Annotated in this window: 23 protein-coding genes and 1 pseudogene; 5 read left to right on the forward strand and 19 right to left on the reverse strand. The window is 47.3% G+C overall.

Annotated features, from left to right (window positions below; translation table 11 throughout):
• Nucleotides 1-63 precede the first annotated feature (63 nt).
• The gene (locus HZF10_RS00105; RefSeq protein WP_246282405.1) at nt 64-1,203 is read right to left on the reverse strand and encodes a fatty acid desaturase family protein; all 1,140 of its coding nucleotides are present in this window, start codon (nt 1,201-1,203) and stop codon (nt 64-66) included.
• A 216-nt stretch (nt 1,204-1,419) separates the two neighbouring features.
• Here HZF10_RS00105 and HZF10_RS00110 point away from each other — a divergent pair, with 216 nt between their 5' ends.
• Entirely contained in the window at nt 1,420-1,611 is a 192-nt protein-coding gene (locus tag HZF10_RS00110) for a cold-shock protein (protein ID WP_176004128.1), read from the forward strand.
• A 96-nt stretch (nt 1,612-1,707) separates the two neighbouring features.
• Here HZF10_RS00110 and HZF10_RS00115 read toward each other — a convergent pair whose 3' ends face one another.
• The 3 genes and pseudogenes from HZF10_RS00115 to HZF10_RS00130 all read right to left on the reverse strand — a co-directional run bounded on the left by HZF10_RS00115 (nt 1,708) and on the right by HZF10_RS00130 (nt 4,723).
• The gene (locus HZF10_RS00115; protein ID WP_176004129.1) at nt 1,708-2,667 is read right to left on the reverse strand and encodes a T9SS type A sorting domain-containing protein; all 960 of its coding nucleotides are present in this window, start codon (nt 2,665-2,667) and stop codon (nt 1,708-1,710) included.
• Nucleotides 2,668-2,940: 273 nt separating this feature from the next.
• Nucleotides 2,941-3,839 (reverse strand): annotated as a pseudogene (locus HZF10_RS18145) (S1 family peptidase).
• Between the two features lie 47 nt (nt 3,840-3,886).
• Nucleotides 3,887-4,723, reverse strand: coding sequence for a hypothetical protein (locus HZF10_RS00130; protein ID WP_176004131.1), 837 nt, complete (start codon nt 4,721-4,723; stop codon nt 3,887-3,889).
• Nucleotides 4,724-5,105: 382 nt separating this feature from the next.
• Here HZF10_RS00130 and HZF10_RS00135 point away from each other — a divergent pair, with 382 nt between their 5' ends.
• The gene (locus tag HZF10_RS00135; RefSeq protein ID WP_176004132.1) at nt 5,106-6,473 is read left to right on the forward strand and encodes an exonuclease domain-containing protein; all 1,368 of its coding nucleotides are present in this window, start codon (nt 5,106-5,108) and stop codon (nt 6,471-6,473) included.
• Between the two features lie 150 nt (nt 6,474-6,623).
• On the opposite strand, the gene HZF10_RS00140 is transcribed toward HZF10_RS00135, so the two are convergent.
• From HZF10_RS00140 to HZF10_RS00150, 3 genes are all read right to left on the reverse strand, one after another.
• On the reverse strand, nt 6,624-7,316 hold the full coding sequence (locus HZF10_RS00140; RefSeq protein WP_176004133.1) for an SIR2 family NAD-dependent protein deacylase: 693 nt from the start codon (nt 7,314-7,316) through the stop codon (nt 6,624-6,626).
• Nucleotides 7,317-7,546: 230 nt separating this feature from the next.
• A complete protein-coding gene (locus HZF10_RS00145; protein WP_176004134.1) occupies nt 7,547-8,011 on the reverse strand; it encodes a YybH family protein in 465 nt (154 codons plus the stop codon).
• 119 nt (nt 8,012-8,130) lie between these two features.
• A complete protein-coding gene (locus tag HZF10_RS00150) occupies nt 8,131-8,280 on the reverse strand; it encodes a helix-turn-helix transcriptional regulator (RefSeq protein WP_176004135.1) in 150 nt (49 codons plus the stop codon).
• Between the two features lie 495 nt (nt 8,281-8,775).
• Between HZF10_RS00150 and HZF10_RS00155 the strand changes: the two genes are divergently transcribed.
• Entirely contained in the window at nt 8,776-9,438 is a 663-nt protein-coding gene (locus HZF10_RS00155; RefSeq protein WP_176004136.1) for a TrmH family RNA methyltransferase, read from the forward strand.
• A 320-nt stretch (nt 9,439-9,758) separates the two neighbouring features.
• Here the strand turns inward: HZF10_RS00155 and HZF10_RS00160 are convergent, their stop codons facing one another.
• The 9 genes from HZF10_RS00160 to HZF10_RS00200 all read right to left on the reverse strand — a co-directional run bounded on the left by HZF10_RS00160 (nt 9,759) and on the right by HZF10_RS00200 (nt 18,376).
• On the reverse strand, nt 9,759-10,616 hold the full coding sequence (locus tag HZF10_RS00160; RefSeq protein ID WP_176004137.1) for a YARHG domain-containing protein: 858 nt from the start codon (nt 10,614-10,616) through the stop codon (nt 9,759-9,761).
• A complete protein-coding gene (locus HZF10_RS00165; RefSeq protein ID WP_246282407.1) occupies nt 10,613-11,257 on the reverse strand; it encodes a DUF2306 domain-containing protein in 645 nt (214 codons plus the stop codon). The genes HZF10_RS00160 and HZF10_RS00165 overlap by 4 nt, the downstream gene beginning before the upstream one ends.
• A 74-nt stretch (nt 11,258-11,331) precedes the next feature.
• Entirely contained in the window at nt 11,332-11,601 is a 270-nt protein-coding gene (locus tag HZF10_RS00170) for a hypothetical protein (RefSeq protein WP_176004138.1), read from the reverse strand.
• 75 nt (nt 11,602-11,676) lie between these two features.
• Nucleotides 11,677-12,441 carry a carboxypeptidase-like regulatory domain-containing protein gene (locus tag HZF10_RS00175; RefSeq protein WP_176004139.1) on the reverse strand — a complete coding sequence of 255 codons (765 nt, stop codon included), beginning with the start codon at nt 12,439-12,441 and terminating at the stop codon, nt 11,677-11,679.
• Nucleotides 12,442-12,616: 175 nt separating this feature from the next.
• A complete protein-coding gene (locus HZF10_RS00180) occupies nt 12,617-14,542 on the reverse strand; it encodes a DEAD/DEAH box helicase (protein ID WP_176004140.1) in 1,926 nt (641 codons plus the stop codon).
• A 91-nt stretch (nt 14,543-14,633) separates the two neighbouring features.
• Entirely contained in the window at nt 14,634-15,206 is a 573-nt protein-coding gene (locus HZF10_RS00185) for a non-canonical purine NTP diphosphatase (RefSeq protein ID WP_176004141.1), read from the reverse strand.
• Between the two features lie 218 nt (nt 15,207-15,424).
• Nucleotides 15,425-16,525, reverse strand: a complete 1,101-nt coding sequence (locus tag HZF10_RS00190) for a fatty acid desaturase family protein (RefSeq protein WP_176004142.1) — start codon at nt 16,523-16,525, stop codon at nt 15,425-15,427.
• A gap of 98 nt (nt 16,526-16,623) precedes the next feature.
• Nucleotides 16,624-17,076 (reverse strand): response regulator, encoded by a 453-nt coding sequence (locus tag HZF10_RS00195; protein ID WP_176004143.1) that lies wholly within the window; start codon nt 17,074-17,076, stop codon nt 16,624-16,626.
• Between the two features lie 382 nt (nt 17,077-17,458).
• Nucleotides 17,459-18,376 (reverse strand): T9SS type A sorting domain-containing protein, encoded by a 918-nt coding sequence (locus HZF10_RS00200; RefSeq protein WP_176004144.1) that lies wholly within the window; start codon nt 18,374-18,376, stop codon nt 17,459-17,461.
• Nucleotides 18,377-18,692: 316 nt separating this feature from the next.
• On the opposite strand from HZF10_RS00200, the gene capB reads away from it, so the two are divergent.
• Complete coding sequence (gene capB, locus HZF10_RS00205) at nt 18,693-19,961, forward strand: cysteate-C-fatty acyltransferase (protein WP_176004145.1); 1,269 nt, start codon at nt 18,693-18,695, stop codon at nt 19,959-19,961.
• Nucleotides 19,962-20,011: 50 nt separating this feature from the next.
• Here capB and HZF10_RS00210 read toward each other — a convergent pair whose 3' ends face one another.
• From HZF10_RS00210 to HZF10_RS00220, 3 genes are all read right to left on the reverse strand, one after another.
• Nucleotides 20,012-21,412: a hypothetical protein gene (locus HZF10_RS00210; protein WP_176004146.1), complete on the reverse strand. Its 1,401-nt coding sequence runs from the start codon at nt 21,410-21,412 to the stop codon at nt 20,012-20,014.
• A 27-nt stretch (nt 21,413-21,439) separates the two neighbouring features.
• Nucleotides 21,440-21,865: a hypothetical protein gene (locus tag HZF10_RS00215; protein WP_176004147.1), complete on the reverse strand. Its 426-nt coding sequence runs from the start codon at nt 21,863-21,865 to the stop codon at nt 21,440-21,442.
• Nucleotides 21,866-21,941: 76 nt separating this feature from the next.
• A complete protein-coding gene (locus HZF10_RS00220; protein WP_176004148.1) occupies nt 21,942-22,943 on the reverse strand; it encodes a hypothetical protein in 1,002 nt (333 codons plus the stop codon).
• Nucleotides 22,944-23,081: 138 nt separating this feature from the next.
• On the opposite strand from HZF10_RS00220, the gene HZF10_RS00225 reads away from it, so the two are divergent.
• Complete coding sequence (locus tag HZF10_RS00225; protein ID WP_176004149.1) at nt 23,082-25,985, forward strand: sensor histidine kinase; 2,904 nt, start codon at nt 23,082-23,084, stop codon at nt 25,983-25,985.

The following is a 25,985-nucleotide window of genomic DNA, read 5'->3' on the forward strand; positions in this document are numbered from 1 at the left end:
AAAACTAAAGCTGGAATGTGTTGTGAACTTGGACTTTGGGTTATGGAATGGTTAAGGTTCGCATCAGGCCGTTGCACGAGCCTCGTTTCCGAACTTTTTGAGGATGCGGTAATGCGAACGCAATGCGGTCAGGAAGGTGCGGTTTTCAATATAGGGGATATTGAACTCGATTGCCGTCTCTTTGAGTATTTTCCCGATCGCCGGATAATGGATATGGCATATCGTCGGGAACAGATGGTGTTCGATCTGACGATTCAATCCGCCCAAAAGAAACGCGGCCGTACGACTTTGTGTAGAAAAATTCGCCGTGGTATGCATTTGGTGTTCGGCCCAGTTTTCCTCTATGCTTCCGGAATCGTTCGGGGTAGGGAAGCCGGTTCCTTCAACTACATGCGCCAATTGGAACACGAGTCCCATCGTAAGGCCTTGCGCCAAATGCATCACGAGAAACCCGACGAGGATTTGATACCAGGCCGCATCGAGCACCAACAAAGGCAGCAGCACGAACAGCGACAGGTAGACAGCTTTATAAAAAAATAGGTTGAAGTATTCTATTTTCGGATGCTTCGCTTCGAACGGCCCCATAGTCGGCTGGAAGAACTTCTTGAAATCCTTGCGGAAAAGCCACGAAAGTGACGCCAAGCTATACAATTGAAACGCGTAAAGGTGCTGGTATTTCTGGATATGGCGAATCGGTTCGCACGAAGTGATCCTGATCAGTCCCGGCGCAATGTCGATATCCTCGTCATGGCCCGGAATATTCGTATAGTTGTGGTGCACGAGATTGTGCGAAATGCTCCACACATAAGGATTGGCGCCCAATAGGTTGAACAACCAGCTCAATATCTTATTGACGGTCTTGCTTTCCGAAAAAGATCCGTGGATCGCGTCGTGGCAAACATTGAATCCGACGAAGGCGCTGACCATTCCAAGTAATGCAGACAAGCCCAACATCGTCCAAATCGTAAACGAATTCGAAATGATGGCCGCATAAAGTCCGAAGAACGCGAACAGATACAAGCTCGTCTTGAACCACATCGCACCATTGGCTTTCTTGGAAAGGTTGGCTTCGCGGAAGTACGAATTGACGCGCGAATTGGCCACAGAGAGGAATCGGGATTTAGAAGCCCCTTGGAATTTTACGGTAGATAGCATTTGGGAGGAAAAAATAACAGCCGAAGCCGCGGTAGTGAAAAATAGCATGTGGGAACTAACCCTTTGTGTTATAACTCTGTTTTTCGGTCAAAAGTGCGCGCGGACGCTTTTATTGTCTAAGATTTAACATAAAGATCGATTTTGGGAAGACGAGTCCGATTAAAGTCCGCATAAAAATACACGAAATTGAAAACTTTCAAATTAAATATTTAAAATATTAAAAAGTTTTAAATAAAAATGTACTTTTGCTTCAAATTTTTTAAAATGAAAGAAGGAACAATCAAGTTTTTCAATGAAGCAAAAGGCTTCGGATTTATCACTCCGGATAACGGAGGAGATGATGTGTTCGTACATGAAAGTGGCCTCAACGGCCGCGTTCGTGAAAATGACAAGGTTACCTATTCCGTAGAACAAGGGAAAAAAGGGCCTAACGCAGTGAACGTAACGGTTATTTAAGATATTTGTTACTTGAATAAAAGCCGACTTGAAAGAGTCGGCTTTTTTGTTTGTGTCTGCTTTTGGCAATAAAAAAGGCCGGTTCCCCGGCCTGGCTTAATTCTTTAATATTTTCCCTTCTTCGACAAATCTTCCGTCCTTGTCATAAACTTTGTAGGGATAGACATCTACAGGATATTTGCTAAGATCGATTTGCGTATCGAGAGCTTGTTTGCCAATGATCGTTTTGCCTTTCGAATCGAATACGGTAACGGTATAACCTTCGGTGTTTTCGCCTTGAAGCGTCACGATGCCTTTTGTCGGGTTAGGTACTGGAACGATCGTCGATTTGCTTTCTTTTATCGCGCCGGTGCGGTAACCGTCCATAGGATCGCAATCAGGATGCAGGAAGCAGGTGCGTGCCGAAGCCGAACCGAATCCCGGTATGTGGTAAGGGCCGGTTGCAGGTCCTGAATAATATTTGTTGGTGGTCGTACCGTTGGTGATGATCACGCCGAACGAGATGATCGGGTTGTCGGGGCATTTTTCCCACACCTGCGCATTGAGGCCGTATGCCGACCCGGGCGTATAATCGGCATATATCCAGAACCATTGATACGAAAGTCCCGATGCGCCAAGTCCTGTTCCGCTGATAAAGAACTCGTTGAGCGTGCCTAAATAAGGGTCTGTGGTCAAAGGTGAAGCTGGGTCGAATCCGAAGCAACTGAACTTCGGCATTGGCGTCGCACCGCCCACGACATTGCCGTTAAAGGTACATTCGTGGCAGCCGGTCTCGTCGAAATAAGTGAGTTCAATGCTGAAAGGGCCGACGCCGAGTGCCGATATCGTGACCGAACTTCCGGTATCGCTTCCCGAAATCTTGATGTTCCCAACCGTAGAGTTGGCCGTGGCGTTGGGATCGCCGTTGATGTCCCAGTCGTAACAGTCGCTGCACTGGGCGGCGACGGCAGAGGTAAAGGTAGCGTTCGTGCCTGCCGTGATCGTAGACGGTCCGTTGATACACTGCGCGTTCCCGAGGGAATAGCACAACAATCCAAATGCAAGTAATTTTTTCATAAGTATGATAGATTAAGGATTAATACGCTGCGAAAACAGGGTATTTGCATTTGGAAGTCATAAAAATAGGCAAAGGAGTTTACCGTTGGTCGATGGTGGGGTTTTTGGGAGGAAATTTTTTTTGGATGACGGTAGATCTGAACACATGCTTGTTACGAAATGTCAGTAAATGGTAAAAGATTCCATTATACGATGACAAAGAATTACCGGACGAGCGAAGAATAGTCAACTCATTGGGAAAATCTGTCTGGCGTTTTACATGTAAAACCATAATCACGTCTTTGGTACAAGTCCATAAATAAATTCCGTAAAAGCGTCGACCCTTGTATAGATTCCTCCTTCTCCGCAAGGATTACTTGCGCCGTCGGTAGCCCTCGACGTAAGCCCGGCCAATTTTCGAACGCCGTCGACGATTATGTAGGCAGGTCCGCCGCTGTCGCCGTTGCACGAATCGAATCCTTTACCTCCGGCAACGAATTCGAGATCCGATTCATATCCGTAGCGTACTTCATCCGCGTCGAGATTTTGGCTCGGAAACCTCCTGATGCTGGTAATATCGACGTTGACCTCTCTTTTTGTGCCGAATCCTACGGTGCTGTACACGTCTTCATTTCCAAAACCTACCAAAGTAGTCTTTTGGGCGGCATTGACTTCCGTATCGATTGCAATCGGTACGGGCGTTGTCCTGGCGTCAGCTCCTAAAACGATGACACATATATCATAGTATTTCTTGGTCTGTTGATAGCCGATATGCGGTATGGCTTTTTTGGCTTGGATGATTTCCGCTTCCGCAAGTGAATTTTGGCTATTCGTCCCAAGAGCACTACGTAAGAATTAGACGGATTGTAGCAATGTGCTGCGGTCAGGACAATTCTTGGATGAATGAGGACGCCGGAACAAAACCAGTCCAGCGAACCGTTGCTGTTTCTCCTGCCTACTAAAGCGCAATCCGGATAGCCGCCATGACCTACCTTTTTGCCTCCGACGATTCTCATTAAGACGTCGAGGCTGAAATCCTTCATTTCACGATCGGACAACCCTCTTTTATTTGCGTCGGTGACCAGGTTTTCGGATATGATTTCAACAAGATCGTTATATTTTTCATTTAACCTGCGGTAGGAGGTTTCCGCATCGAATTCCTTCGAGCAATTACATTTTTTGTGAGCAGACATTTTAAAAGGAATTAATAGTTATGAATTTTGATGATCGTTTCTATTGGCTATTTCTCAAAGATTTCGGCATTGAACACAATCCCGATATTGGGATGGAAACCCTTGAAACCCGAAACGGGCAATTCTTCTTCACTTCCTTTTACCGTGCGGAAATCGGCGAATATCTGGAAGTAATTATACTGGAACGTGACCTTGGCACCCCATGAGTTCACGCTCGTGGCAAGAGGCGAATCTTCGTCGCCTGTCAACAGGTATTTATAGTCCTCTTTTCCAGGGTTGGGAACATCCAGGAAAGCCAGGTAAGGCGAAATCGCGAAACTGACCTTGTCGTTACCTTCGACAAACAAGTATTGCAGGTTCAAACCGAACGAGTTGTTGAGCGTGTAGAAATTGCGCGTCGAATCTTCGTTGCGGCCTTTGATGGTTTTGTTCGCAAACTCGTAGAAAGGTCCCACCAGATAGTAATTTGGCTTGTTGCCGAAAACGAAATTGAGGGTTGTGCTTGCAGAGAAAGAGTTTTTACCCACATCGGGAAAAAGTATCGTGCTTACGGCAAGGCTATCGGTATTGGAAGCATTGACGTTGAAACCGAAATTGATGTCCACGAATGCAGGGATGCCTTTTATCGTACCCTTGAAAGGTCTGATATAACCCGATAATTTTCCCGAAGCATTGATTTCATTGAATGTTTCGGTGTTAGTATTCCCGATTCCGTAAAGGCCGAATGTCGGAAGGCCGGTGGCGTCGAATTGAGTCGCGCCGACAAACCTGGGTCCGCCGCCGGCGTTGACCGGACTAAAAGGCACGAATGACCGCGAGCTCATCTGAGCCGACAGCGATCCGCTCATTAAAGCGGAAATCAAAAAAAAGTAAAATTGTTTCATATGTTAAAAATTTTGGTTTGCGCTTTTTGGGTAAACGATAGGAGCAAAAGGAATGCAATAATAGATTGACCATCGGCCGAAAAAAGCCTCTGCCAAATGCAATACCGAAAGTGTTGGGAGAATATTTGTTTTGGAATAATAAACATACACTTTAATTGCGTAAAACAAAAATACCGCGTGAAATATCGCTGATGTATAGTGTTTTACATATTGGATAGCAGTGTTTCACATATGTTCCGTGTACGGAGAATATTCACACATCGACATGAATATACCCGCTACAGCTAATTTCAAAATGTTAATTAGGAATGTGTCCATCATGACTTTGGAAAAATTCCAATACTTTTACCGACATAGGATTCACCGCGAAACGTGAGGATTGATGAAAAAACACCAATACGCCATAGTCGACATCGAAACCACCGGGGGCAATGCTTCGGGCAGCCGCATTACCGAAATCGCGATCGTGATTCACGACGGTGTGCAGGTAATCGAAAAATGGGAAACATTGGTAAATCCGCAAAAAGAGATACCGTTGCCTATTTTTGCGCTCACCGGTATCAACAACGAAATGGTTAAGGACGCGCCCATTTTCGGCGACATCGCCCAAACGGTGTACGACTTGCTTTCCGACCGCATTTTCGTGGCTCATAACGTCAACTTCGATTATTCGTTCGTACGCCACCAATTGGAACAGGAAGGGTTCAGATGGACGGCGCGCAAACTGTGTACCGTTCGTGCCGCACGCAAAGTACGCCCCGGATTGGGTTCGTACAGCCTCGGAAACCTGTGCCGCGTTCTGGATATTTCGATAGAGAACCGACACCGCGCGGGTGGCGATGCCGATGCGACCGTCGTATTGTTTTCGCGACTGCTCGAGTGGGACACCGAAGGCGAGATCGCCAAGATGCTCAAAAAGACTTCGCAAGACCAGCGATTGCCTCCTAACTTGCCGCCTGAAGACTTTGAGCGCCTGCCCGAAAAACCGGGTGTGTATTATTTTTACGACCGTTCCAAAAAGGTGATTTACGTTGGCAAGGCCGTCAACATCAAAAAGCGCGTGACGTCGCATTTCACGGGCCATAAGATCACGTCACAACGGCAACTTTTTCTGCGCGACATCCACGGCATCTCGTTCGAGACCTGTGGAAACGAACTCATGGCGTTGCTGCTCGAATGTGTCGAAATCAAAAAACTGTGGCCTACGTATAATAGAGCTTTAAAACGTTTCGAGCCCAAGTTCGGGCTTTTCGGATACGAGGCACGCAACGGTTACCATTACCTCGCGATTGGAAAAGTGGGCAAATACCAAACCTGTCTCGAGACTTTCAATTCCCAACACGAGGCTGTCAGGGCACTACTTGATCTTTCCGATCGCTTCCGCATCGACCAAAGGTTCTGTAAATACGGAAGCGTGATCGAAGGTGTGCCGTTTCCGAAAACCGATAAGGAAAACCTTCCCGATGTGGAACAACACAACAAGAAAGTCACCGGCCTTATAGATTCCCTATCGACAGACAGGCAGAGCTTTGCCATTATAGACAAAGGCCGTAGCGAAGACGAACGCAGTTGTATCTGGGTAGAGGAAGGCCGTTTTTACGGAATGGGCTATATGGCTTCCGACATCACAATTACCGAACCTTCACAAGTAAAAGAACACGTCACGCCTTACAAAAGCAACCACTATATCATGCAGCTCGTCAATACATATGCAGGCAAATATTCAGGTAAGGTACTTTTAGACAGATAATCAATGTATCGGTTACCTAAATTTTAAGCCCGTCCTAACACAACCCAACCCTATGTTTTCCTACCTTTAAGTGATCCTAAGTTAATGGATTGGGTGTGCGAAAGCCGGGATTTCCCTAAGTTCCGGCTTTCTTACTTTGAAAGCCGAATTTCAGGCTTCTTTCGCGAGCCGTTCCTTTAGGATCGTAATGCCTTCGGTAGCGCTCGTTGAAATCACTTCAAGCCTGTGGCCGATTCCCGAAATACCTGCCGGTTTCGGGTCGATATAGAATACCGGGACGTCTGGCCGAGTATACGAAACGAGTCCGGCTGCCGGATACACTTGCAACGAAGTCCCGATCACCGCAAAAATATCGGCTTGGTCGGTCAAATGAACCGCTTCTTCCAAAGCCGGGACTTCCTCTCCGAACCATACGATATGAGGGCGTAGTTGAAAACCGTCGGGATCGGTATGGGTCGAATACAAATCATCTTCCCAATCGAGGATATGGTTCGGGTTGCCGATGCTGCGCACTTTCAAAAGCTCGCCATGCAGATGCAATACAGACGTACTTCCTCCTCTCTCGTGAAGGTTGTCGACATTTTGGGTGATGATATGCACCTCGAAATCCTTTTCCAATTCCGCTAATCCGGTATGGGCCGCATTAGGCCGTACTTCCTTGAGTTGGCGACGGCGTTGGTTGTAGAAATCCAAAACTAATTCGGGGTTTTTACGCCATCCTTCGGGCGAAGCGACTTCCATGACGTCGTGGCCTTCCCACAATCCGTCGGCATCGCGGAACGTCTTGATTCCTGATTCGGCCGAAATTCCGGCACCTGTGAGCACCACTAATTTTTTCTTCATGTTACTAAGATAGAGGTTAGCCACGAATTACGCGAATGCCGTTAATTCTGATGCAGTTGTTACTGTGTTTTTAGCCACAAATTACACGAATGACACAAATAATAATTCAATTGATCCGTGATATTCGTGACTTAAAATTGCAGTAAAATCAGATAAAGATTAGTGATATTCGTGCAATTCGTGGCGTTAAAATAAATATCGGTTAATTAGCGCCATTCGTGGCCCAAAAACTACCTCGAGCTTACATCCGATTGCGAAACGTTCGAGCTTTCATTCTCGATTTTCCACGCGCCATCCACAAGTTTCCATTGCGTCAGATACGTTCCCGAAATCTTTTTCCCGTCTACACTCGCGATCCAGATGCCTTTGTCGATCGCCACGGAATCGGTCACCGAAATGCTGTTCGATTTAAGGTCGACGAACCGGAAACCTTCGCTGTACAAAGTTTGGAAGTACTTTTGGATGTTCGCGCTTCCGCAGATTTCGGCACTTGGCCCGGGTACCGAACAGGCCGATTCGAGATAAGTTGCTTTTACGGCGTCCATCTTGCCCGAATTGAACGCTTGCAAGAAGTTGTCGTTGGCTTTCGCGAGCGCTTTTTCCACTTTGTTCTGTGCGAACCCCTGTGAGGTCGCAATAAAGAAAATCGCGATGGCCATCGCCACCGGCGTCGATAAGATCATAAGTTTTTTCATGGTATTCGTTTTTAAGTTAAACAAGTCCGCCAGTCTGTCGCGAAATGTAAGTCGGTCTGTTTGGCTGGTCGAAGGACTACCCGTGTAAGCCTCTTGTCCCAAAGCGCTGAAAATGGTTTTCACCGTAAAGCTTCGGGTTCTACTTCTGCCGATTCTATGCGCTGTATGGTCCGGACAGTAACGTTGCACATCTCGGCGAGTTCGGCTTGGGTCAGTCCTTTTTCAATCCGCAAAGACGCGACCTTTTTTGCTAATGCTGGCTGTTTCATAATACTCGGCAAAGTTTGGATGAACTTAAAAACAGGACAAAAATAATGATTGTCTTTCTGACGACATTCTCACGACAAGTTTATTCAGAAGGCTGTAGCAGTAACGAAGTTTGTTACTCCCCTTTACAAAATTGATTCTACCGGAGACACATTTTGCGCAGCGCGCAAGCAAAATGTCAATAAACACTTCCACTTAGTCGCGCCGTTAATCGCATAGGCGGGTGCCTGGCCGGCGAAGGTTCGGAAAAAAACGAAAAGCTGTTTGAGCGCAGCGAGTTCTTTTCGTTTCCGAACCTTGGGCGATGTCAGGTCGCGGTTGCGATTTGGCGCTACGCATTTTTGCTTCTTTTGTTGCGAAACAAATCGAAGACCAAGAGGAGACTTGACGCATCACAAGACCTTCCGGGCCTGAAGATTCAGCGCAGCTAAAAGAAGGCCCGCTGCAGGCGAAATATCACCGAATGCAAAGCATTTAAAAACTTTTATCTTTATACCATGATCGATCTCAAACTCTTAAATCATCTCGAATCCTTCTTAACAGATTCAAGAAAAGCCAAATTCCTCGACGTACTTTCGCGCCGCACGAATCACTTCACCGTCGCGATGGAAGACGTCTACCAACTGCACAACACCAGCGCCGTGATGCGTTCCTGCGAGGTTTTCGGAATACAACAGCTTCATGTGATAGAGGAAAAATACGGTAAGAGCATCGACAAGGAAATCGCGATGGGAGCCGAAAAATGGGTCGACATCAACCGTTTCGCCAACATGCAGGATTGTATAGACGACCTGAAAGCCAAAGGATACAAGATCATCGCGACTACGCCGCATAATGACGATTGTACGCTCGAAGCATTCGACATCACGCAAAAATCGGCCATTTTCTTCGGAACGGAGCGCAACGGATTATCGCCCGAAGTCATCGCCCAAGCCGACGGTTTCCTAAAAATCCCGATGGTCGGATTCACGGAAAGTCTTAACATATCGGTCTCGGCTGCTATCATCCTGCAAAATTTGACCTCACGCCTCAGGAATTCCGACATCGACTGGAAGTTATCCGAAGCCGAAATCCTCGAAAAACGCCTCGACTGGGCGCGCAAATCCATCAAGGATATAAAACGCATCGAGTCCAGATTTCTCGAGACCCGATTGGAATAGGAGGGAGTAGCAGTTAACAGCTTCCCTTTACAAAATTGGTTCTACCGGAGACACATTTTGCGCAGCGCGCAAGCAAAATGTCAATAAATACTTACGCTTTTCAGCGCCATGATCGCGCAGGCGGGCACCAGACTTTCTGAAAATCCGAAGAAATGAAATACTGTTTGAGCGCAGCGAGTTTATTTCATTTCCGGATTGAGGAAATGTCAGGTCGCCTTAGCGGTCGCGCTAAAGGCATTTTTGCTTCTTTTGTTGCCAAACAAAAGAAGGCCCGCTGCAAGCGACGTCATTTTACAACACACGCTCACAGCCAGTGTATATCAACGCCCAAAATACTCATAATAATCCTCCGCATACTTCTCAAACCTCACCAACAACTTGATATTCTCCTTCTCAACCGCGGTAAGATCCTTCTCGACATCGGTAGAAACCGGTACGTACCAGTCGAAACGCGTAAAGAAACGGTTTTGGTTCTCGTTTTTGAAAATATATCCGTGGCGTGCGTAAATCGTGTTGCGCAACAATTGCAGATCGGTTTTTTTGAGGTTTTTCAAATCGGATTCCTTGAATTTTTGGGTGGAAGCGTTAAGCACGTATGTAGCTTCGGTAGAAACCGGATACGACGGGCGTATGTATTTTTTCCTCGAGGCTTTTTCCTTTTTCGGGTTGTCCCAATCGATAAAATTCACCGAATCGGTCATCACCTCGGCACGGTACTCGGGCTTTTTACGTTCCAACGGGAATTCTACAGCTGGCAGGTTGTCTTTGGGCGAGGCTTCGATAAATCCTTTGAGATTGCCGTTTTCGAACACAAGTTTTTGCTCGAGTTGTTTGCGCAGCTTGTCATTCCAGAATCGGAAGGTAAGCTCGAGACTGTTCTGATTCTCGGTCACTTTGCCGTGCACGTATTGCGATTTCCCATCTATGCTGCGGTTGCCGATCACGGTTTTGTGTTTGCTGTCGATCCTTGTAATGATATAGGTGACCGTGCGCGATGCGGATGCGTTTTGCTCATCGGGCAGTTTACCCGTCCATGCACCGTACAATTGCGTATAAGGGCTGTCGTCGTTTACTGTCGTCGCGTGGTTCAACGCGAGCAGTTTTTCGTTCTTTTCCGTTTCCTTTAGCGAGCACGAGGCCGCCGAAACCAACAAGGCAAGCAAAACAAGTTTTTTCATTTCCTAAGTTTTTTGGTTAACAGATATTCGGCAAGCAAAAGATTGGGGATCCAGCCCAGCCAGGCTACTATTTTATAGACATCCATCGGATTAGGTTCGAAAAAGAAAACGATCAGCACTTTCCACAGCCGCAACGTGATCGCCGAAAATGCGAGCGCGAAGCTTCTCCACATCCACTTTTTATGGTCGATGATCTCGCGTTTACGGATGCTTTCGACGCCTTTCCAAGTAAACCAAAACCATAGCGCGCCCAAAAGCACGAACGAGATCTTGGCCATGAGCCCGCCATTGGCATGGAAGCCGATATAAATCCCCGACGGTGCCGAAAGCAACAATACGACATAAGCGTAAAGACGACCGTTGTAACGGTGTACTTGCGGGAATTTGTGCAGGATCCGCGAACTGAACTGCGTGAACCCGGCGAGCAAAACAAAAATGGAACTGTAGACGTGTATATAGAAAATCGGCAGATATTCCGGGAAAGAAGTCACCTCATACTGCTTGATGCGCAAAAAAGCGATGTCCGCGTCGAACGGGATGTATTGCACTGTTATGCGTATCATCAGGTAAAAGAAGACGGTAAACACCGACAACCAGAACCAAGGCGATAAAGCGGACAAAGTGAGTGATTTTCCGTTCATTTTAACGTAACGGAAGAAGTGTAGGAAATATTTTAACAGGAATAACGAAACCGGATTTAAAAATTAAGAAATCGCTAAAGGATTCCTTTTCCGTCATTCACGCTCTCAAAAATGGTCAATAATAGAACCAAAAGCGACGTTCCAAGAAAGAAAACGCCAAGATAAGTGAGTTGTAGTTTTGGCCAGCCATTGCTTTTTTGCCTATCCAAAAAACGCTTCGTCGCCGGAATGTTTTCGAGCAACAATAAAGTCAACAAACTCGTGACAGTGGTAAGTACCAGAAAGAAGAAAAGCAGCAGCAATACGGCAGATCCCGTAATCCCGGAAAGGAAAATGTTTGTCATGGCCAGCCTCGTTTGCGCAAACCTATAAAAAAAGCCGCGATGTTTATCCGCGGCCCGATATTCTATGGCAAGAAATCACTTGCTTTTCAAAATCTTGTATTCCTCGTAACATTCGCTGATCGCCTCCAAAACCTGCAAGTCGTTCGCGGTCTTGGCAAACGATTCCGAATAGTTGCAACGCGCCAAGATCTCGGGCAAATCCTTTTTGTCTATGCCCAGAAGCACGGCGATCGTCTCGCGGTCGTATTTCGATTCGAGAAGGCTGCGGATATTCGGGTCTTTCTTGAGGTCCTTGATCTTGCGCAGTTCTTTTGGTTTTTTTCCGAAGAAGTTATACAGAGCGTCGGCAGGGTTGAAAATCGCGCCCATGACCTTGCCGAAAGCGCCCGGAGCATACGACCCGCCTTCGTAAGCGCTGTTAAGTCCGGCGATGCTGTAACGGTGGTCTTCCTTGTTCGGGATCAGTTTAGTATCCACTTCAAGATAACCCGTTAGCTGGTACGGCTGGATGATGACTTCCTCGAGCGCGATGGCTTTTTCGGTAAGCTGGATCGTCGTGCTTTTGTTTTTGACCCAGTCGTTGGTCACACGCACCTTGATCGGCTGGAAACCGATTAGTGAGAAGTGAAGCGTGTCGTTTACTTCGGCCTCGATCTTGAAACGTCCGTACTCGTCGGTCATCGCGCCTTTTATCTTGTTGAGGTTGATGATGTTCACCCCGGCCAATGGCAAAGACGTGTTATCGTTCGAGACGATACCCGAAATTTGCGGTGCGGGCTGGTTCTGGGCGAAAAGGCTGAACGACAGCACAAAAAAAAGTAAGACTGTAAACGATCTCATGTTTGGTTTTAAAGTGCTAAAAGTAGTAAAACGGGCTAAGATTAAAAGGTGATGACCCGTAATTATTAATAAATTAACAACCCTCGGAAGCACCTAATTCAAAAAAGCAAATCCCAACCGTTAAAGATTGGGATTTGTTTTTTTGAATTTGGAATTTCTTTCAGGCTTGCCCGAATCAGTCTTTTTTCGAACGTCTCGGTTTCGGAGTGTCGAAACTATCCGAACGACGTGGTGAGCGCGGTGCGAAGCTGTCCGGTCTTTTCTTGTCCGAACCTTCGTTTTTAGCGAAAGGTTTCTTGTCTCCGAACGATTTTTTCTCGCCGAAAGGCTTCTTGTCGCCGAACTTCTTGTCGCCGAACTTCTTGTCACCGAACGATTTCTTGTCCCCGAACGATTTTTTCTCGCCGCGGAAACCGCCTCCGAATGATCCGCCGCCTCTCGAGAAACCTCCTCCGCGTCCGTTGTGGTCGCGTCTTGAGTTGTTCGAACTGCCTTCGTTCTTGGAAACCTCTACGTTGATGCGTCGGCCTTCAAGCGTGATGTTGTTGAGTTTTTCCATGACCATTTCGGTATGCTCGGCATCGGTGTTGAAGAAAGAGAAACCTTCCTTTACGTCGACTTTGTATACGTCGTCACGGCCAAGTTCAAGCACTTCTTTAAGGAAATCCTTGAGTTGCATCCAATCGAAGTCATCGCGTGACCCGATGTTGATGAAGTAACGTACGGCCGCTCCGCCATCGCGTGTGGAAACGGTATCACGACGCTCACGATCGCCTGTCTGTGCAGACAGATCGCGTGTTTTCTTATAATACGTGATGAATCGGTTGAATTCTACCGAAACCATTTTTTTGATCAATTCCTCTTTCGTAAGGTCTTTCATCACCTCGTAGATCGCAGGCAAATAGCTGTCGATCTCGTGATCCACTTCTACATCCTTGATTTTGTTGGCAAGGTGGAAAAGCTGGATTTCGCAGATCTCGATGCCCGAAGGAACCGGTTTCTCCTCGAATTTCTGGCGGATGATGCGTTCGATCATCGCAATTTTGCGCAACTCGCTTTTGGTGATGATCACGATCGAAGTCCCCAATTTTCCGGCACGACCTGTACGGCCCGAGCGGTGGTTGTAAGTTTCGATTTCGTCGGGCAATTGGTAGTTGATTACGTGCGTTACGTTATCGACGTCGATTCCACGCGCGGCCACATCTGTAGCGACCAACATCTGGATCGCACGTCCGCGGAACGATTTCATTACAGAGTCGCGTTGTGCCTGAGACAAATCACCGTGCAAAGCGGCGGCGTTGTATCCGTCCTCGATGAGTTTTTCGGCAACGTGCTGCGTATCGCGTTTCGTACGGCAAAAAATAACAGAGAAAATATCGGGGTTCGCATCGGCCAAACGCTTGAGCGCTTCGTAACGGTCGCGTGCGTTCACCATGTAGAATTCGTGGGAAACGGTCGCGGAACCCGAGTTTTTCGTCCCGACCGTGATTTCTGTAGGATCGCTCATGAACTCTTTTGCGATGCGCGCCACTTCGGCAGGCATCGTAGCCGAGAACAACCACGTTTTCTTTTCGTCGGGCGTAGTCGACAAAATAGCGACGATGTCTTCGTAAAAGCCCATGTTGAGCATTTCGTCGGCCTCGTCGAGCACGCAATAGTTGATTTGTGTGATGTTGACCAAACCGCGGTTGATCATGTCCTGCATACGGCCCGGAGTAGCCACGATGATCTGTGCGCCTTTGCGGACTTCGCGTGCTTGTTCGGTAATCGATGAGCCACCGTAAACAGCTACGGTGTGCAATCCTTTTACGTATTTCGAGTAATGCTTGATCTCGTTGGTGATCTGCAAACAAAGTTCGCGTGTAGGGGCGAGGATAAGCGCTTGTGTATTCTTGTTATTGACATCCAGTTTCTGGATAAGTGGAAAACCGAACGCGGCCGTTTTACCGGTTCCGGTCTGCGCAAGTGCGACGATGTCTATTTCGTCGGCCAACAATAGGGGAATCGCCTTTTCCTGTACTTCTGATGGAGTCTCAAATCCCATGTCCGCGACAGCCTGTAAAAGGGATTCGTTTAGTCCTAATTGTTCAAATTTGTTCATTATGAATTTTTAAAATTGGGTGCAAAGGTAGAGTTAATAAGTGGGTAAACCTATTCGCTTTGTCTTTTATTTGTGATTGAGAATCAAATAGTTACTTTTTAAGGAAAGAGACGAGCTTCGAAAATGCGATACCGCGATGGCTCATGGCGGCCTTTTCACGCATCGGAATTTGCGCAAAAGTCAGGTTTTTTCCTTCGGGTATGAAAATCGGATCGTATCCAAATCCTTGGTCGCCAAGTTTCTCCTCGATGATTTGTCCGCGCACGATTCCGTCGAACAGATATTGCTTGCCGTTGAGGTTCAACGCGATGACCGTTTTGAATTGCGCGCCTCGGTTTTCCTCGCCTTGAAGCGCATCGAGCAATTTGTCCATATTCGCATTCGCGTCTTTGGCTTCACCGGCATATCGGGCCGAATACACGCCGGGCGCACCGTCGAGCGCAACGACTTCGAGACCCGAATCGTCCGAAAAACAATCGTAACCGTAATTTTTGGTCACATAATCGGCTTTTAGGATGGCGTTGCCTTCAATAGTGTCTGCGGTTTCGGGAATGTCTTCGGTACAGCCGATGTCATCGAGACCGAGCAATTCGATTTCTGGAGGAAGCATCGCTTTGATTTCGGCTATTTTGTTTGGGTTGGCGGAGGCGAAAACTAATTTCATGGTTGTGGTTGGGGATGTTGTTAGGAACGCAGATGACGCAGATGACAAGGATTTGCGCAGATTTTTATAGTTGATTTAAAAATCTAAGATTAATACAAACGTTTGAAAATAATGCAACAAATCAGGAATAACTTGCTAAATGATGGATACGAATCAGCGTCAATCAGCGCAAATCAGCGTCATCAGCGTTCCAAAAAAGCGTTCCAAAAAAGGTCGGATTAAAGTTCGCCAGTTCTCAAAATATTCTCCGGATGCCCGCAATTCTTAAGCAATCGGAAATGCGAACGCACCGCATGCGTAAACGGATAACACGTATACGGCAAATCGTATTCCTTCGCATATTTCTTGATGATAGGCGTGATGTGCGGATAATAGGTGTGCGCCACCGCCGGGAACAAATGATGGGCGACATGATGCGTGAAACCGCCGTAAATGAAATTCGCAAGCGTGCTGTCGGCACTGAAATCCTTGGTGACGATCATTTGGTGTTCGGCCCAGGTCGTTTGGAATTTCCCGTCTTCGGGAGCGATCGGGAACGCCGCATCCTCATCCACGTGCGTGGAAACCAAAGCGATTACGCCCAAAGCGCTCGCCGAGAAGTGATATACGAACCACGCGCCCAGAATCACGTACCACGGTTGCGGAAGCAATAAGATCGGAAGTATCAGCAAATAACAAAGGTTGAAGATCTTGGCCGCGAACAATTTGTAGAACTCGACCGTCGGGATTTTCGTGAGTTGCTTCACGTAGTTGTCCTTATTTCCGAAAAAATCCTTGAAATCGCGCAGATACAGCCAGTTCAGCGTATACAACGGATAAATGAACCACATATAGATATGCTGGTACTTGTGGGCGTTGAGCAAAGTGCTGTTTGGGAAAATACGGATGATGTCGCTTTGCTTGATGTCGATATCCCAATCGGGAACGTTAGGCAGCGGATGGTGAAGTCCGATATGCCGCTTTTGCCAAAGCCAGTTGTTCGTCCCGAAAAGCTCGAGCACATACATGAACGCATGGTTGTATTTCGGCTTTTTGAAAAGCGCTCCGTGTGCCGCATCGTGAAATGCGTTGATGAACAACATGATGGTCGTAAAGCCAAGTAAAATGTAAAAAAAGAACAACAACGCGGTGTTGCTTCCGAATAGCAGAATGCACGCGTAAAACCCGAAATACATAGCCACGAAAAGAAAGGCTTTGGCTATGTTGAGCTTGTGGAAATAATCGTTCTTAAGTACGGTTTCCTCTACCTCGCGGTGCAGTTTCATGTAGAAATCATCCGGCTTCGGTCTTTGAAAAACCGGTCGTTTGACTTTGTCCATCTGTGTTCGTTTTTGTTTGGCGTAAAATTAACCTCCGCGCGTAATCGGTACAAAAAGGCTTTGTTAAAAAAAACTAAAATTATATCAAACGCCCTTTTTTACAGATGAAGCATGAAGGTGTCCCGGTTCAATCCCTTAAAGCGCAGGCTCCAGTCGGTATGCATCACGGTGCTGATCATTTTCTTGAGCATGTTGTAATCGTTGGGTTTCTTAATGTACAGGTTCGCACCGCTTTTGAACGTGGCGTCAATGTCCGAATCCAAAGAAGAAGTCGAATAGACCGCTATCGAAGTGTGGCTGAAGCGCGAATTGGAACGGATTTCTTCTATGCATTCGAAACCGCTCTTGCGCGGCATGTTCAGGTCCAGGATGACGACATCGGGTGTGGCTTCTTCAGAATTGAGATAGTCCATAAGTTCCTTGCCGTCGCAAAACGTGCGAAGCTCACCTTGCATGTCCAACTCGCTGAAAGCCTCGCGGAAAAAACTGCGGTCGTCATCGTCGTCGTCCGTAAGCACTATACGGGCAGATGACGGTTTGTTTGGTTTCATGGCCCTTTGTATTGTGTCTGCCCAACTTCTTCCCCGAAATTGGATTGGCAGGCGGTTCGATACTAAAGGTAAAACAAAATATTGTGTTTTGGTCAATTCGTATCAATTATTCTGACCGATGTTTACAAATCGTTACGGATTCCTCAAAAACGGAAGAATATACCCACAGAGAAGTCGTTTCCACCGATTCGAATCGAGTAAAAGTGCGGTCAAAGCGTAGTCAAAGTGCGGTCAAAGCGTAGTCAAAGCGTAGTCAAAGCGTAGTCAAAGCGTAGTCAAAGTGTAGTCAAGTGCGATAAACCGCATGCGTTTTCGGATAATTCGAAACATAAAAAAAACCGCCTCGAAAAGAAGCGGTTTATGATTATTCGCGATAACGGAATTATTCCACGATGAGTTTTCTCGAAATTCCGCTTTCGGTCTTGACGATGTAAACGCCGGTCTTAAAGCTGCGCGTATCGATCGTCGTCGTCTCTTTTGCCTTGTATACGGCCTTTCCGAGCAAATCGAAAACCGTTACCGTCTGCGGTTGGCTCAACTGTACGATGCCGTGACGCGTAGGATTCGGCGACATAGAGAACGTCTGGATTTGCGGTTGGTTTACGCTGAGTGCCGTTTGGGCGATTACCGTCACCACGTCGAAACGCACGGTGCCTAGCCCGTCGTAAGTCGATGCCGCAGTAGCCGACAAGTATGTATTGGTCGTCGGATCGAAGGCTCCCACGATGCGGAAAGCCGCGTTCGGATTGTTGTCCAAAGCCGTCACCGAAGAAAGGCTCACGGTCCTGTTGGTGTACCAAACGTCTCCGGTAGTACCCGAAGCTCCAGGAGTGAAAGTAAATGTCTGCGCATCTACCCAAGTAGGGATCGCCACATTAACGTTGGTCGTATATTGTACCACATAGGTATTTCCGGCCTTGTTACTCAAGCGTTGATCAAAACGCAAGGTAATGCCTTGGTAACCCGCCGTGCTTACGTTGAACTGCGTACCGGCCGTCTTGTTAGCGGTTCCCTGAGCCGGATAAGTAGACGTATTCCAGGCGTAATTGGGCGGAGAAGTAGTCTCGGTCTCAAATGTTCCTGCCGAAGTATTGCCATTAGCGAATGTAGCGGTCGTATTCCCGACAAGGAAAGCCGTAGCCGATGTCAACGATGTAGAAGACATAGGCGAAAAAGAATCACCGGGAACGGTCGTGTTCGACGGTCCGTTGAAATTCCATTGTGCGACAGTCACCTGGCCCATAGAAACGGCCGAAAAGAACAACGCGAGCAACGTAAAGAAAGAGTAATTTTTATTCATCGGTCATAAAGGTTTTAATTGGTTGCGAAACTATTGATTTTGTGTGAAATAAAGGTAAAGACATTTCGCTTATCGTTTCCGATTTAACCTAAACTTAATTTTGGCGATACGTTTCCGATTCTTTAAGCATCGGGTAGAATAACCTTACAAATCGGTCTTTTTTTTAAGCGTGAAATGTATCGCAGGCACAAGCAAAGCCTGTTGGCAAAGCGATAGCCATAAAAAATAAAGCTAAAATGCCACATCGGTTTCGGCATTAGGTTGAAATACTTATTTTTGCACGCGAACCGAAAAAGGTTCCAATCACTCCACAATTATGGTTAAAGATCTTTTCGAAAGAATCCAGAAAAATAAAGGCCCGTTGGGCAAATGGGCTTCCCAGGCCGAAGGCTATTACGTATTCCCGAAACTCGAAGGCGATTTGGGCCCGAGAATGCAGTTCCACGGCAAGGAAATCCTCAACTGGTCCATCAACGATTATCTCGGATTGGCCAACAACCCCGAAGTGCGCAAGGCCGACGCCGATGCCGCTCTCGAATACGGTTCGGCCTATCCGATGGGCGCTCGTATGATGAGCGGTCACACCGACCTTCACGAACAACTGCAGAATGAACTTGCCGCTTTCGTCCAAAAAGAAGCGGCTTACCTGCTCAATTTCGGCTATCAGGGAATGGTCTCCACGATCGACGCTTTGGTCACCAAGAACGACATCATCGTATACGACGTGGATTCCCACGCGTGTATCATCGACGGTGTGCGTCTTCATATGGGCAAGCGTTTCACGTACAAGCACAACGATGTCGAAAGCATCGAGAAGAACTTGCAGCGCGCAACCAAAATGGCTCAGGAAACCGGAGGCGGAATCCTTTTGATTACAGAAGGCGTTTTCGGGATGCGCGGCCAACAAGGCAAGATCAAGGAAATTGTCGAACTCAAGAAGAAATACAACTTCAGGTTGTTGGTAGACGACGCCCACGGTTTCGGTACGCTTGGTAAAACGGGCGCCGGGGCAGGCGAGGAGCAAGGCTGCCAGGACGGGATCGATGTGTATTTCTCTACTTTCGCCAAATCTATGGCTTCGATCGGAGCGTTTATCGCCGGAGACAAAGACGTAATCGATTACCTCAAATACAATTTGCGTTCGCAGATGTTCGCGAAAGCCCTTCCGATGATTTTCACCAAAGGCGCTTTGAAACGTCTTGAAATGTTGCGTTCGATGCCGGAACTCAAAGACAAACTGTGGGAAAACGTGAACGCGTTGCAGAACGGTTTGAAGGAACACGGCTTCGATATTGGCGACACGAATACTTGCGTCACTCCGGTTTACCTCGAAGGTTCGATTCCGGAGGCGATGATGCTCGTGAACGATTTGCGCGAGAACTACAACATTTTCCTTTCAATCGTCGTATATCCGGTTATCCCGAAAGGCATCATCCTTTTGCGCATGATCCCGACGGCTTCGCATACGTTGGCCGACATACAGGAAACGCTCAAGGCTTTCGATGCGATCCGCGAGAAACTACAATCGGGCAAATACCTCGAATTGGCGCAGAAGCACACGGTGGATGTGTCTGATGAACGATAATTTTAAATCGTAAATAAACTAAAACCGCCTCCTTTTGGGAAGCGGTTTTTTTATTCGTGTGATTTGAGTGCCTGCCATTTTCCGTCGTCGTTGATGCGATAACTGGCCTCGCGCGGAAACTTGAGCGTCGATTTCGGGATTGCAAGGTCGGTTTCGCCCCAAGATGATTTGGGCGTAGTCGGCAAAAACCAAAAGAATTCGGTCAGTGTCTTCACCTGAGACTGGAACACGTCGAGGTAAACGCCTCCCAAATGATTCAAATTCAGATAGAACACAAAGGCTTTGAGTTGTGGCGAATTCTCTAGCCAAAAAGACGTGTTCTCGAACAGTACTTTCGTGACGTAGTGATTTGCGAATTTTACACTTAACGAACTGAACCAACCGTCGGGATAAGTTTTGGCTTCTTCGAGCATGCCTTTTTTGACCGCTTTCGTCGCGCTTGAATACAAATTGCCAAGGTCGATCATCGCGGTGCAGGCTTCGGCTTTTTTCTGGAAATCGGCAATATCGAGATGGTTCATTACCAATGCGCCAATGAAAGCAACGGCCATCTCGGATTCCCTTTTGTCGAAATACGAAAGCGAGATGTGGTTCTTGTCGAAATGGTCGCTTTCGAGTTTGTTGATTTCCTTTTTGGTCAACGCGGCCTGTGCGAACGACTCCAATCCGGCATTATCGCCAATCCTGTTCTTGATGAGGTTCAGATAGCGCTTTTCGGCTTTGGCCTTGAAATTCGGATTGGAGTTAAGCGCTTCAATTGCCTTGTTCGCTTTGGCTTCGCTTCCGGATTCCATAAACGCGTAAATGTCTTCAAGTTTTGAGACGTCTAAAGTGAGGTCTTCGGCCGGAGGCGTGTACAACGTGGTCAATCCGGGAATTTCAGGTATCGATTTGAGGATCGTTTCGTCCTTTGAAACGTACACGTACAAGGTTTCGAGCTTTTTGTCCAAAGCCGAATACAAGCATTGCATCTCTCGGTCGGCACTCGCAAAGTCGAATTCACGCGGGCCACTTTCGTCTTCGATCTTGGTGACGATGTCGAGATTGAGTTCGTCTTCCTCTTCATCGAACGAAAACTTGACGAGAACTTCTTCTTTCTTGTCCTGGTTCGGGCCCGCTTTGGTTTCGCTTACGATGAGTCGGAGCAGCAATTCCGCATCGGCGGCCTGGTATCGGAATCCGTTTTCCTTCGAAATCGTGAAGTGTACGAGCGTCTCCCGCGGGAATTCACGCACGATCTCGCTCACCACATTGGTCAATTTGAAATCCTGTCCGGGCAGCGGATCCCATGAGTTCAGGGCTTCGGGGATTTCCATGCTCATGCGTCCATTTATGAAGGTGCGGAATGCTTTTCCCGATCCTTGCGTGCGCGAACTTTCGATGATTACGCCGGGTTCGAGTTGGTCTTTGATCGCGTCAAAAAACAGATCCAGTTTTTCTTGATGGTTCATGTCGTTGTTTGGTTATTGGTGGTTTTGTTACTGTAATTTCGATAGCCATTCCCTGAGATTCTGGAACAGGCTTGGGTTGCGGTTCAGGAAAACCTCGAACTCTTTCTTTTGCTTGCGTATTTTGAGATCGTCGAAATCGTGTCCGATGTCGGTCGTGACTTCCCAGCCCAAAATTTCACATTGCTCGAGCTTGTTGTCGATTTTCTGCAGTTCGGAGAGCAAAGCTTCGTAGGCTTCGATTTTTTCGGGAGCGAGTACGTCGAACAACCTTTCGTAAAACATCCATCGGTTGTATTCCGATTCGTCGGGAAGTTCGCGCGAAAGCTGGTAAATCCTGAAATGAAGCTCGAAGGTTTTCATATACAGGTTCTCGAAAGTTCCGAAGCGTTCGAGTATGGCCGGGCCTATTTCGCCATCGTTCGAATAGAATTTAAGGGTTTTAAGTCCTCTCATGTCGTTGGTTTGGTTTCGCAAAATAGAAAAAAGCCGTTTATCTGGAACGGCTTCTTTCAAGGTTAGGATTGAGTTTTCAAGGTTTTACACACTTGCAGTTGACTTCTTTTTCATCCGAATAGCCTTCAAGATATATTTCGTCCTGGTATTTCACACCGTCGAAATCCTGGAAGAAATCGTACTCGCGATACGCGCATTTGCCGTTTTTCGAAGTCGCTATGGCGGCCGATACGAAACGACGCAACGGGCGTCCGGTGACTTTATGCGTGAGGATGTTCCATTTTTGCGAAACGACGCGTACTTCCTTGACTTCGCCAGCTCCGGTCGACATTTTGTCGTTCTTGAAGGCCGTGATGATTTTCGGGATTATGGTCTTGTCTGTCATTTTCGCCGTCGGAAGGCAAACGTTCGGATCGTTCGCATCGATGACGTTCTTGGCCACGGTAAGCGTAAATTCGCCGGTCGCCACGACAGGACCTTCTTTGGTTTCGGGATAATCCATGTACGGCAGGATTTCCATCTTGAATTTGTGGTCGCCCATGCCGAGTTTGGCCTGTTGCTCCTTTACGAAGTCAGGGAACAGGTTCGTGCCGATGAAATACGTGTCGTCTGCCGATTTGAGCGCGCCTTTGAACGTGGTCCACTTTTCTTTTTCCTCGCTGTCGAATTGTTTTTCCTGGATGATGCTAAAGCCCGCTTCTGCACCATCGAGAAACCATCGGATTTTATACTTCGCATGTGTGCCGATAATGAGGCTGCTTTCTTTCGGATACATTTTCTGAACGTAATTGAACAGCGAATTGTCCATGTAAACGCGAAAATAAATCGGGCTTCCGAGCGTGGCTTTCGTAAGGAACGCGGCCTCGTTTTCCTGGGTTTTCTTGATGTCGGTATCGGTAGAGGCGAAAACGATCTTACCCATGTATTTTTGATGCATCGGACTGCTCACGCCTTCTGTAGGAACTTCCGATTTGGTTGCGGACTTCGCGGCTTTTTCTCCTCTTTTGAGCAGGCCGACCAATTGCGCCTGGCTGCTGATCGACAGGCTCAAGACGGCAAAAAATAAAATTTTCTTCATAGTTCGATATTTGGTTCGCAAGCAAATGTATTTTGATTGCAAAACGGGAAACCTACCGTTCACAACGTTTTTTGCACAAAGTGCCTCAAGGTTAAAAATCAAAAGCACAGATGTTTATTTTTGTCGCAAATGCCAAACATGTCTGTCGCCAAATCGCTTTTGTTTCTGTTGTTTTTGTTCTGCCAAACGGTTTTGGGTCAACAATTGCAATTCGAGAACATGGGAACGCGTATTTCGCTTCCGTCGCAGGAATCCTATAACATCATGCAGGATTCGAAAGGCTATATCTGGTTTTCTACCGAACAGGGATTTTGCCGTTATGACGGAAACGAGACCGTGATTTTCGACCGACGTAACGGCTTGCCCGAAGGCGCGGTTTACAGCGTGACCGAAGATCGCAAAGGTCGTTTGTGGCTGCTCACGGCCAAGAATCGCATCCTTATACTCGAGGACGGAAAGTTGCGCGAGGCATCGTTTTCGAAAAAATTCCAACAACAAACCAACAGGGAAATTGCGTATTCGCTTTCGCTTATAGGGAATTCGTTGTATATCGGTACCGAAGACGATACGTATCTCGCCGACATAGAAACCGGAACGTTCACGACGCTTCCGAGCCTTGAAAAAAATCCCGAATTGGCCGTAATGGAAAAAGCGGGACGACTGATCGCGTTATCGGTGAACCGCATTCCGGCCACGCTTTGGTCTGCGAGTTCGCCCTATAATATCGAACTGATCCGCAAAGATGGAACCCGGACCGAAATCCTGCTCCCAAAAGTGTCGCCTTCGTTCCAAAGATTGAATACCTATTCCAATTCGAACGGCAATTTCTTTACCGTGATGAACCAGATCGTCAAGGTTTCGGATACGCTTTCGATACATGCGATGCCCAAACGCGTGCTTTGCGTGCAATCCGATCGCGACGGCGGCTTGTGGATCGGCATGATCGAAGAAGGGCTTTATTATTTCAAGGATGGCGATCTGTCGAAGCCGCCCGTCAAAACGCTCAAAGGCTATTCGGTTTCGGGATTGGTACAAGATACCGAAGGCAATATCTGGTGTACGACGCTTGAAAAAGGCGTCTTCCGATGTCTTAACAAAAATGTGGTCAATTTTGCCAACGTACCCGGTCTTGAAAAGAACGTCAATCTGCTCAAAACCATAGACGGCATCACGTACTGTTCTTCGCAGGCGCGCGAAATGATCAGTTTGGGTCAACACAAAATCAAACGGCACTATATCAACACGTCGTCCAATGAGATGATCACCGATATCCTCAAAGTTCCGGGTGGTTTTTACATCGGCGGAAAAGGAACTGCGGTATTTGCAGATACGGCTTTTGCCAACACCAAAAGTTTTCGGAATGAGCAAAACCTTTTGTGGTCGGCTTCCCAATTCGAATGGGTAGGCGATAGGTTGTTCGGTTTGAGTTTCGGCTTTATAATCGAGGCTAAAGGGCTGATGATGGAAAAAACGATCGATCTGCACGCGCGATCTCGATGTTTCCAACATTACAAGGACGATCTTTTCCTTTTCGCTTCGGGAAACGAATTGCGGTTGGCCGATATCGTCACCAAAAAGATCTCACGAATTCCGAACATCAACGCCAATGTGACCAAAATCCTCAAAACGGCTTCCGAAACCATCTGGATTGCAACGAAAGGCGACGGTTTGTATCTTTTTTCGAATGGCAAAGCAATCGCGGTAAACGAACGATTCGGGATCAAGGCGCGCATGCTGTACGATATCCTTGAGCAAGGCGATAATCTTTGGATCGGTTCAAACCAAGGATTGCTCAAGATTTCGCTGAAGATGCGAAAAGCAGAACAATACGATACCGAAAACGGATTGCCGTCCAACGAAGTCTACAAATTGTCGCTCGACGGCAACCGTTTGTTCCTGTCGACTTTGGAAGGCGTGTGTGTCTTGCCGATAGATGCCAAGATCGTAAATGATGTCGCACCGAGAATTTACCTGAACCAGACACAAGTAAACGGATTTACGGTCAAGTCGCTTTCAGGCCGCGAACTCGATCACCGCAGCAATTCCTTTTCATTCGTGTTCGACGTGATTTCGTTCAAAGGAGAAACCAGATTGCGTTACAAACTCGAAGGACGTGACGACCAATTTTCGGTCGTAAAAGCAAACCGCATCTCGATCGACAATTTAGAACCCGGCGATTACAAACTCGTCGTTTTCGCGCTCAACAACGACGGATTTCAAAGCAAAGCGCCCGTCGAAATCAAATTCGCAATAGCCAAACCGTTCTGGCAGGAAATCTGGTTCGTGTTGCTGTGTATCGGTTTGTCGGGGCTTTTGGTGTATGCCGTCGTGCTTCGGATCATCGGCAACGTGAGAATCAAGGAAGCCGAAAAGACACGCGTGAACCAATTGATTGCCAACAGCCGTCTTTCGGCGATCCAGGCGCAGATGAATCCGCATTTCATATTCAACGCGATCAACAGCATCCAGAATTACATCCTCAAGAAAAAAGATGCCGAAGCTTATGATTACCTGGCCAAGTTCAGCAAGCTGATCCGATTGGTGCTACTGCATTCGCAAAAACAGCTGTTGACGCTTCACGAGGAGTTGGAAACGCTTGGGCTTTATGTAGAATTGGAGCAGCTTCGTTTCGATAACCGTTTCGATTTCGTGCTGTCAGTTCCCGATGAAATCGATACGTACCAGACGTTGATCCCGACGATGGTATTGCAGCCGTATGTCGAGAACGCCATCTGGCACGGACTCATGAACCTTGACGGGCAAAGGCGTGGCCGCATCGAGATCGGCATCGGGCAACAAGGCGATAAATTGCTCGTGACCATTACCGACAACGGCGCCGGACGCAAAAAAGCGATGGAATACGAAAAAACGGGCCGCCACGAATCGATCGCGCTCAAGCTTATGGACGAACGACTCGAAATCATCAACAAAATGTATAGTGAAAACAGTCTGAGCTGTGAAATCGAAGACCTTTTCGACCAAAACGGTCAGGCCGCCGGAACGCGAGTGAAACTTTGTTTGCCCATCTTAAACCACGACTGA

It is taken from the genome of Flavobacterium agri (assembly GCF_013401995.1).
GTDB classification, from domain to species: domain Bacteria; phylum Bacteroidota; class Bacteroidia; order Flavobacteriales; family Flavobacteriaceae; genus Flavobacterium; species Flavobacterium agri.

Coding starts and splice junctions, on each gene's coding strand:
- HZF10_RS00105 (WP_246282405.1), bottom strand. CDS start 1,203: ATGCTATTTTTCACTACCGCGGCTTCGGCTGTTATTTTTTCCTCCCAA.
- HZF10_RS00110 (WP_176004128.1), top strand. CDS start 1,420: ATGAAAGAAGGAACAATCAAGTTTTTCAATGAAGCAAAAGGCTTCGGA.
- HZF10_RS00115 (WP_176004129.1), bottom strand. CDS start 2,667: ATGAAAAAATTACTTGCATTTGGATTGTTGTGCTATTCCCTCGGGAAC.
- HZF10_RS00130 (WP_176004131.1), bottom strand. CDS start 4,723: ATGAAACAATTTTACTTTTTTTTGATTTCCGCTTTAATGAGCGGATCG.
- HZF10_RS00135 (WP_176004132.1), top strand. CDS start 5,106: ATGAAAAAACACCAATACGCCATAGTCGACATCGAAACCACCGGGGGC.
- HZF10_RS00140 (WP_176004133.1), bottom strand. CDS start 7,316: ATGAAGAAAAAATTAGTGGTGCTCACAGGTGCCGGAATTTCGGCCGAA.
- HZF10_RS00145 (WP_176004134.1), bottom strand. CDS start 8,011: ATGAAAAAACTTATGATCTTATCGACGCCGGTGGCGATGGCCATCGCG.
- HZF10_RS00150 (WP_176004135.1), bottom strand. CDS start 8,280: ATGAAACAGCCAGCATTAGCAAAAAAGGTCGCGTCTTTGCGGATTGAA.
- HZF10_RS00155 (WP_176004136.1), top strand. CDS start 8,776: ATGATCGATCTCAAACTCTTAAATCATCTCGAATCCTTCTTAACAGAT.
- HZF10_RS00160 (WP_176004137.1), bottom strand. CDS start 10,616: ATGAAAAAACTTGTTTTGCTTGCCTTGTTGGTTTCGGCGGCCTCGTGC.
- HZF10_RS00165 (WP_246282407.1), bottom strand. CDS start 11,257: ATGAACGGAAAATCACTCACTTTGTCCGCTTTATCGCCTTGGTTCTGG.
- HZF10_RS00170 (WP_176004138.1), bottom strand. CDS start 11,601: ATGACAAACATTTTCCTTTCCGGGATTACGGGATCTGCCGTATTGCTG.
- HZF10_RS00175 (WP_176004139.1), bottom strand. CDS start 12,441: ATGAGATCGTTTACAGTCTTACTTTTTTTTGTGCTGTCGTTCAGCCTT.
- HZF10_RS00180 (WP_176004140.1), bottom strand. CDS start 14,542: ATGAACAAATTTGAACAATTAGGACTAAACGAATCCCTTTTACAGGCT.
- HZF10_RS00185 (WP_176004141.1), bottom strand. CDS start 15,206: ATGAAATTAGTTTTCGCCTCCGCCAACCCAAACAAAATAGCCGAAATC.
- HZF10_RS00190 (WP_176004142.1), bottom strand. CDS start 16,525: ATGGACAAAGTCAAACGACCGGTTTTTCAAAGACCGAAGCCGGATGAT.
- HZF10_RS00195 (WP_176004143.1), bottom strand. CDS start 17,076: ATGAAACCAAACAAACCGTCATCTGCCCGTATAGTGCTTACGGACGAC.
- HZF10_RS00200 (WP_176004144.1), bottom strand. CDS start 18,376: ATGAATAAAAATTACTCTTTCTTTACGTTGCTCGCGTTGTTCTTTTCG.
- capB (WP_176004145.1), top strand. CDS start 18,693: ATGGTTAAAGATCTTTTCGAAAGAATCCAGAAAAATAAAGGCCCGTTG.
- HZF10_RS00210 (WP_176004146.1), bottom strand. CDS start 21,412: ATGAACCATCAAGAAAAACTGGATCTGTTTTTTGACGCGATCAAAGAC.
- HZF10_RS00215 (WP_176004147.1), bottom strand. CDS start 21,865: ATGAGAGGACTTAAAACCCTTAAATTCTATTCGAACGATGGCGAAATA.
- HZF10_RS00220 (WP_176004148.1), bottom strand. CDS start 22,943: ATGAAGAAAATTTTATTTTTTGCCGTCTTGAGCCTGTCGATCAGCAGC.
- HZF10_RS00225 (WP_176004149.1), top strand. CDS start 23,082: ATGTCTGTCGCCAAATCGCTTTTGTTTCTGTTGTTTTTGTTCTGCCAA.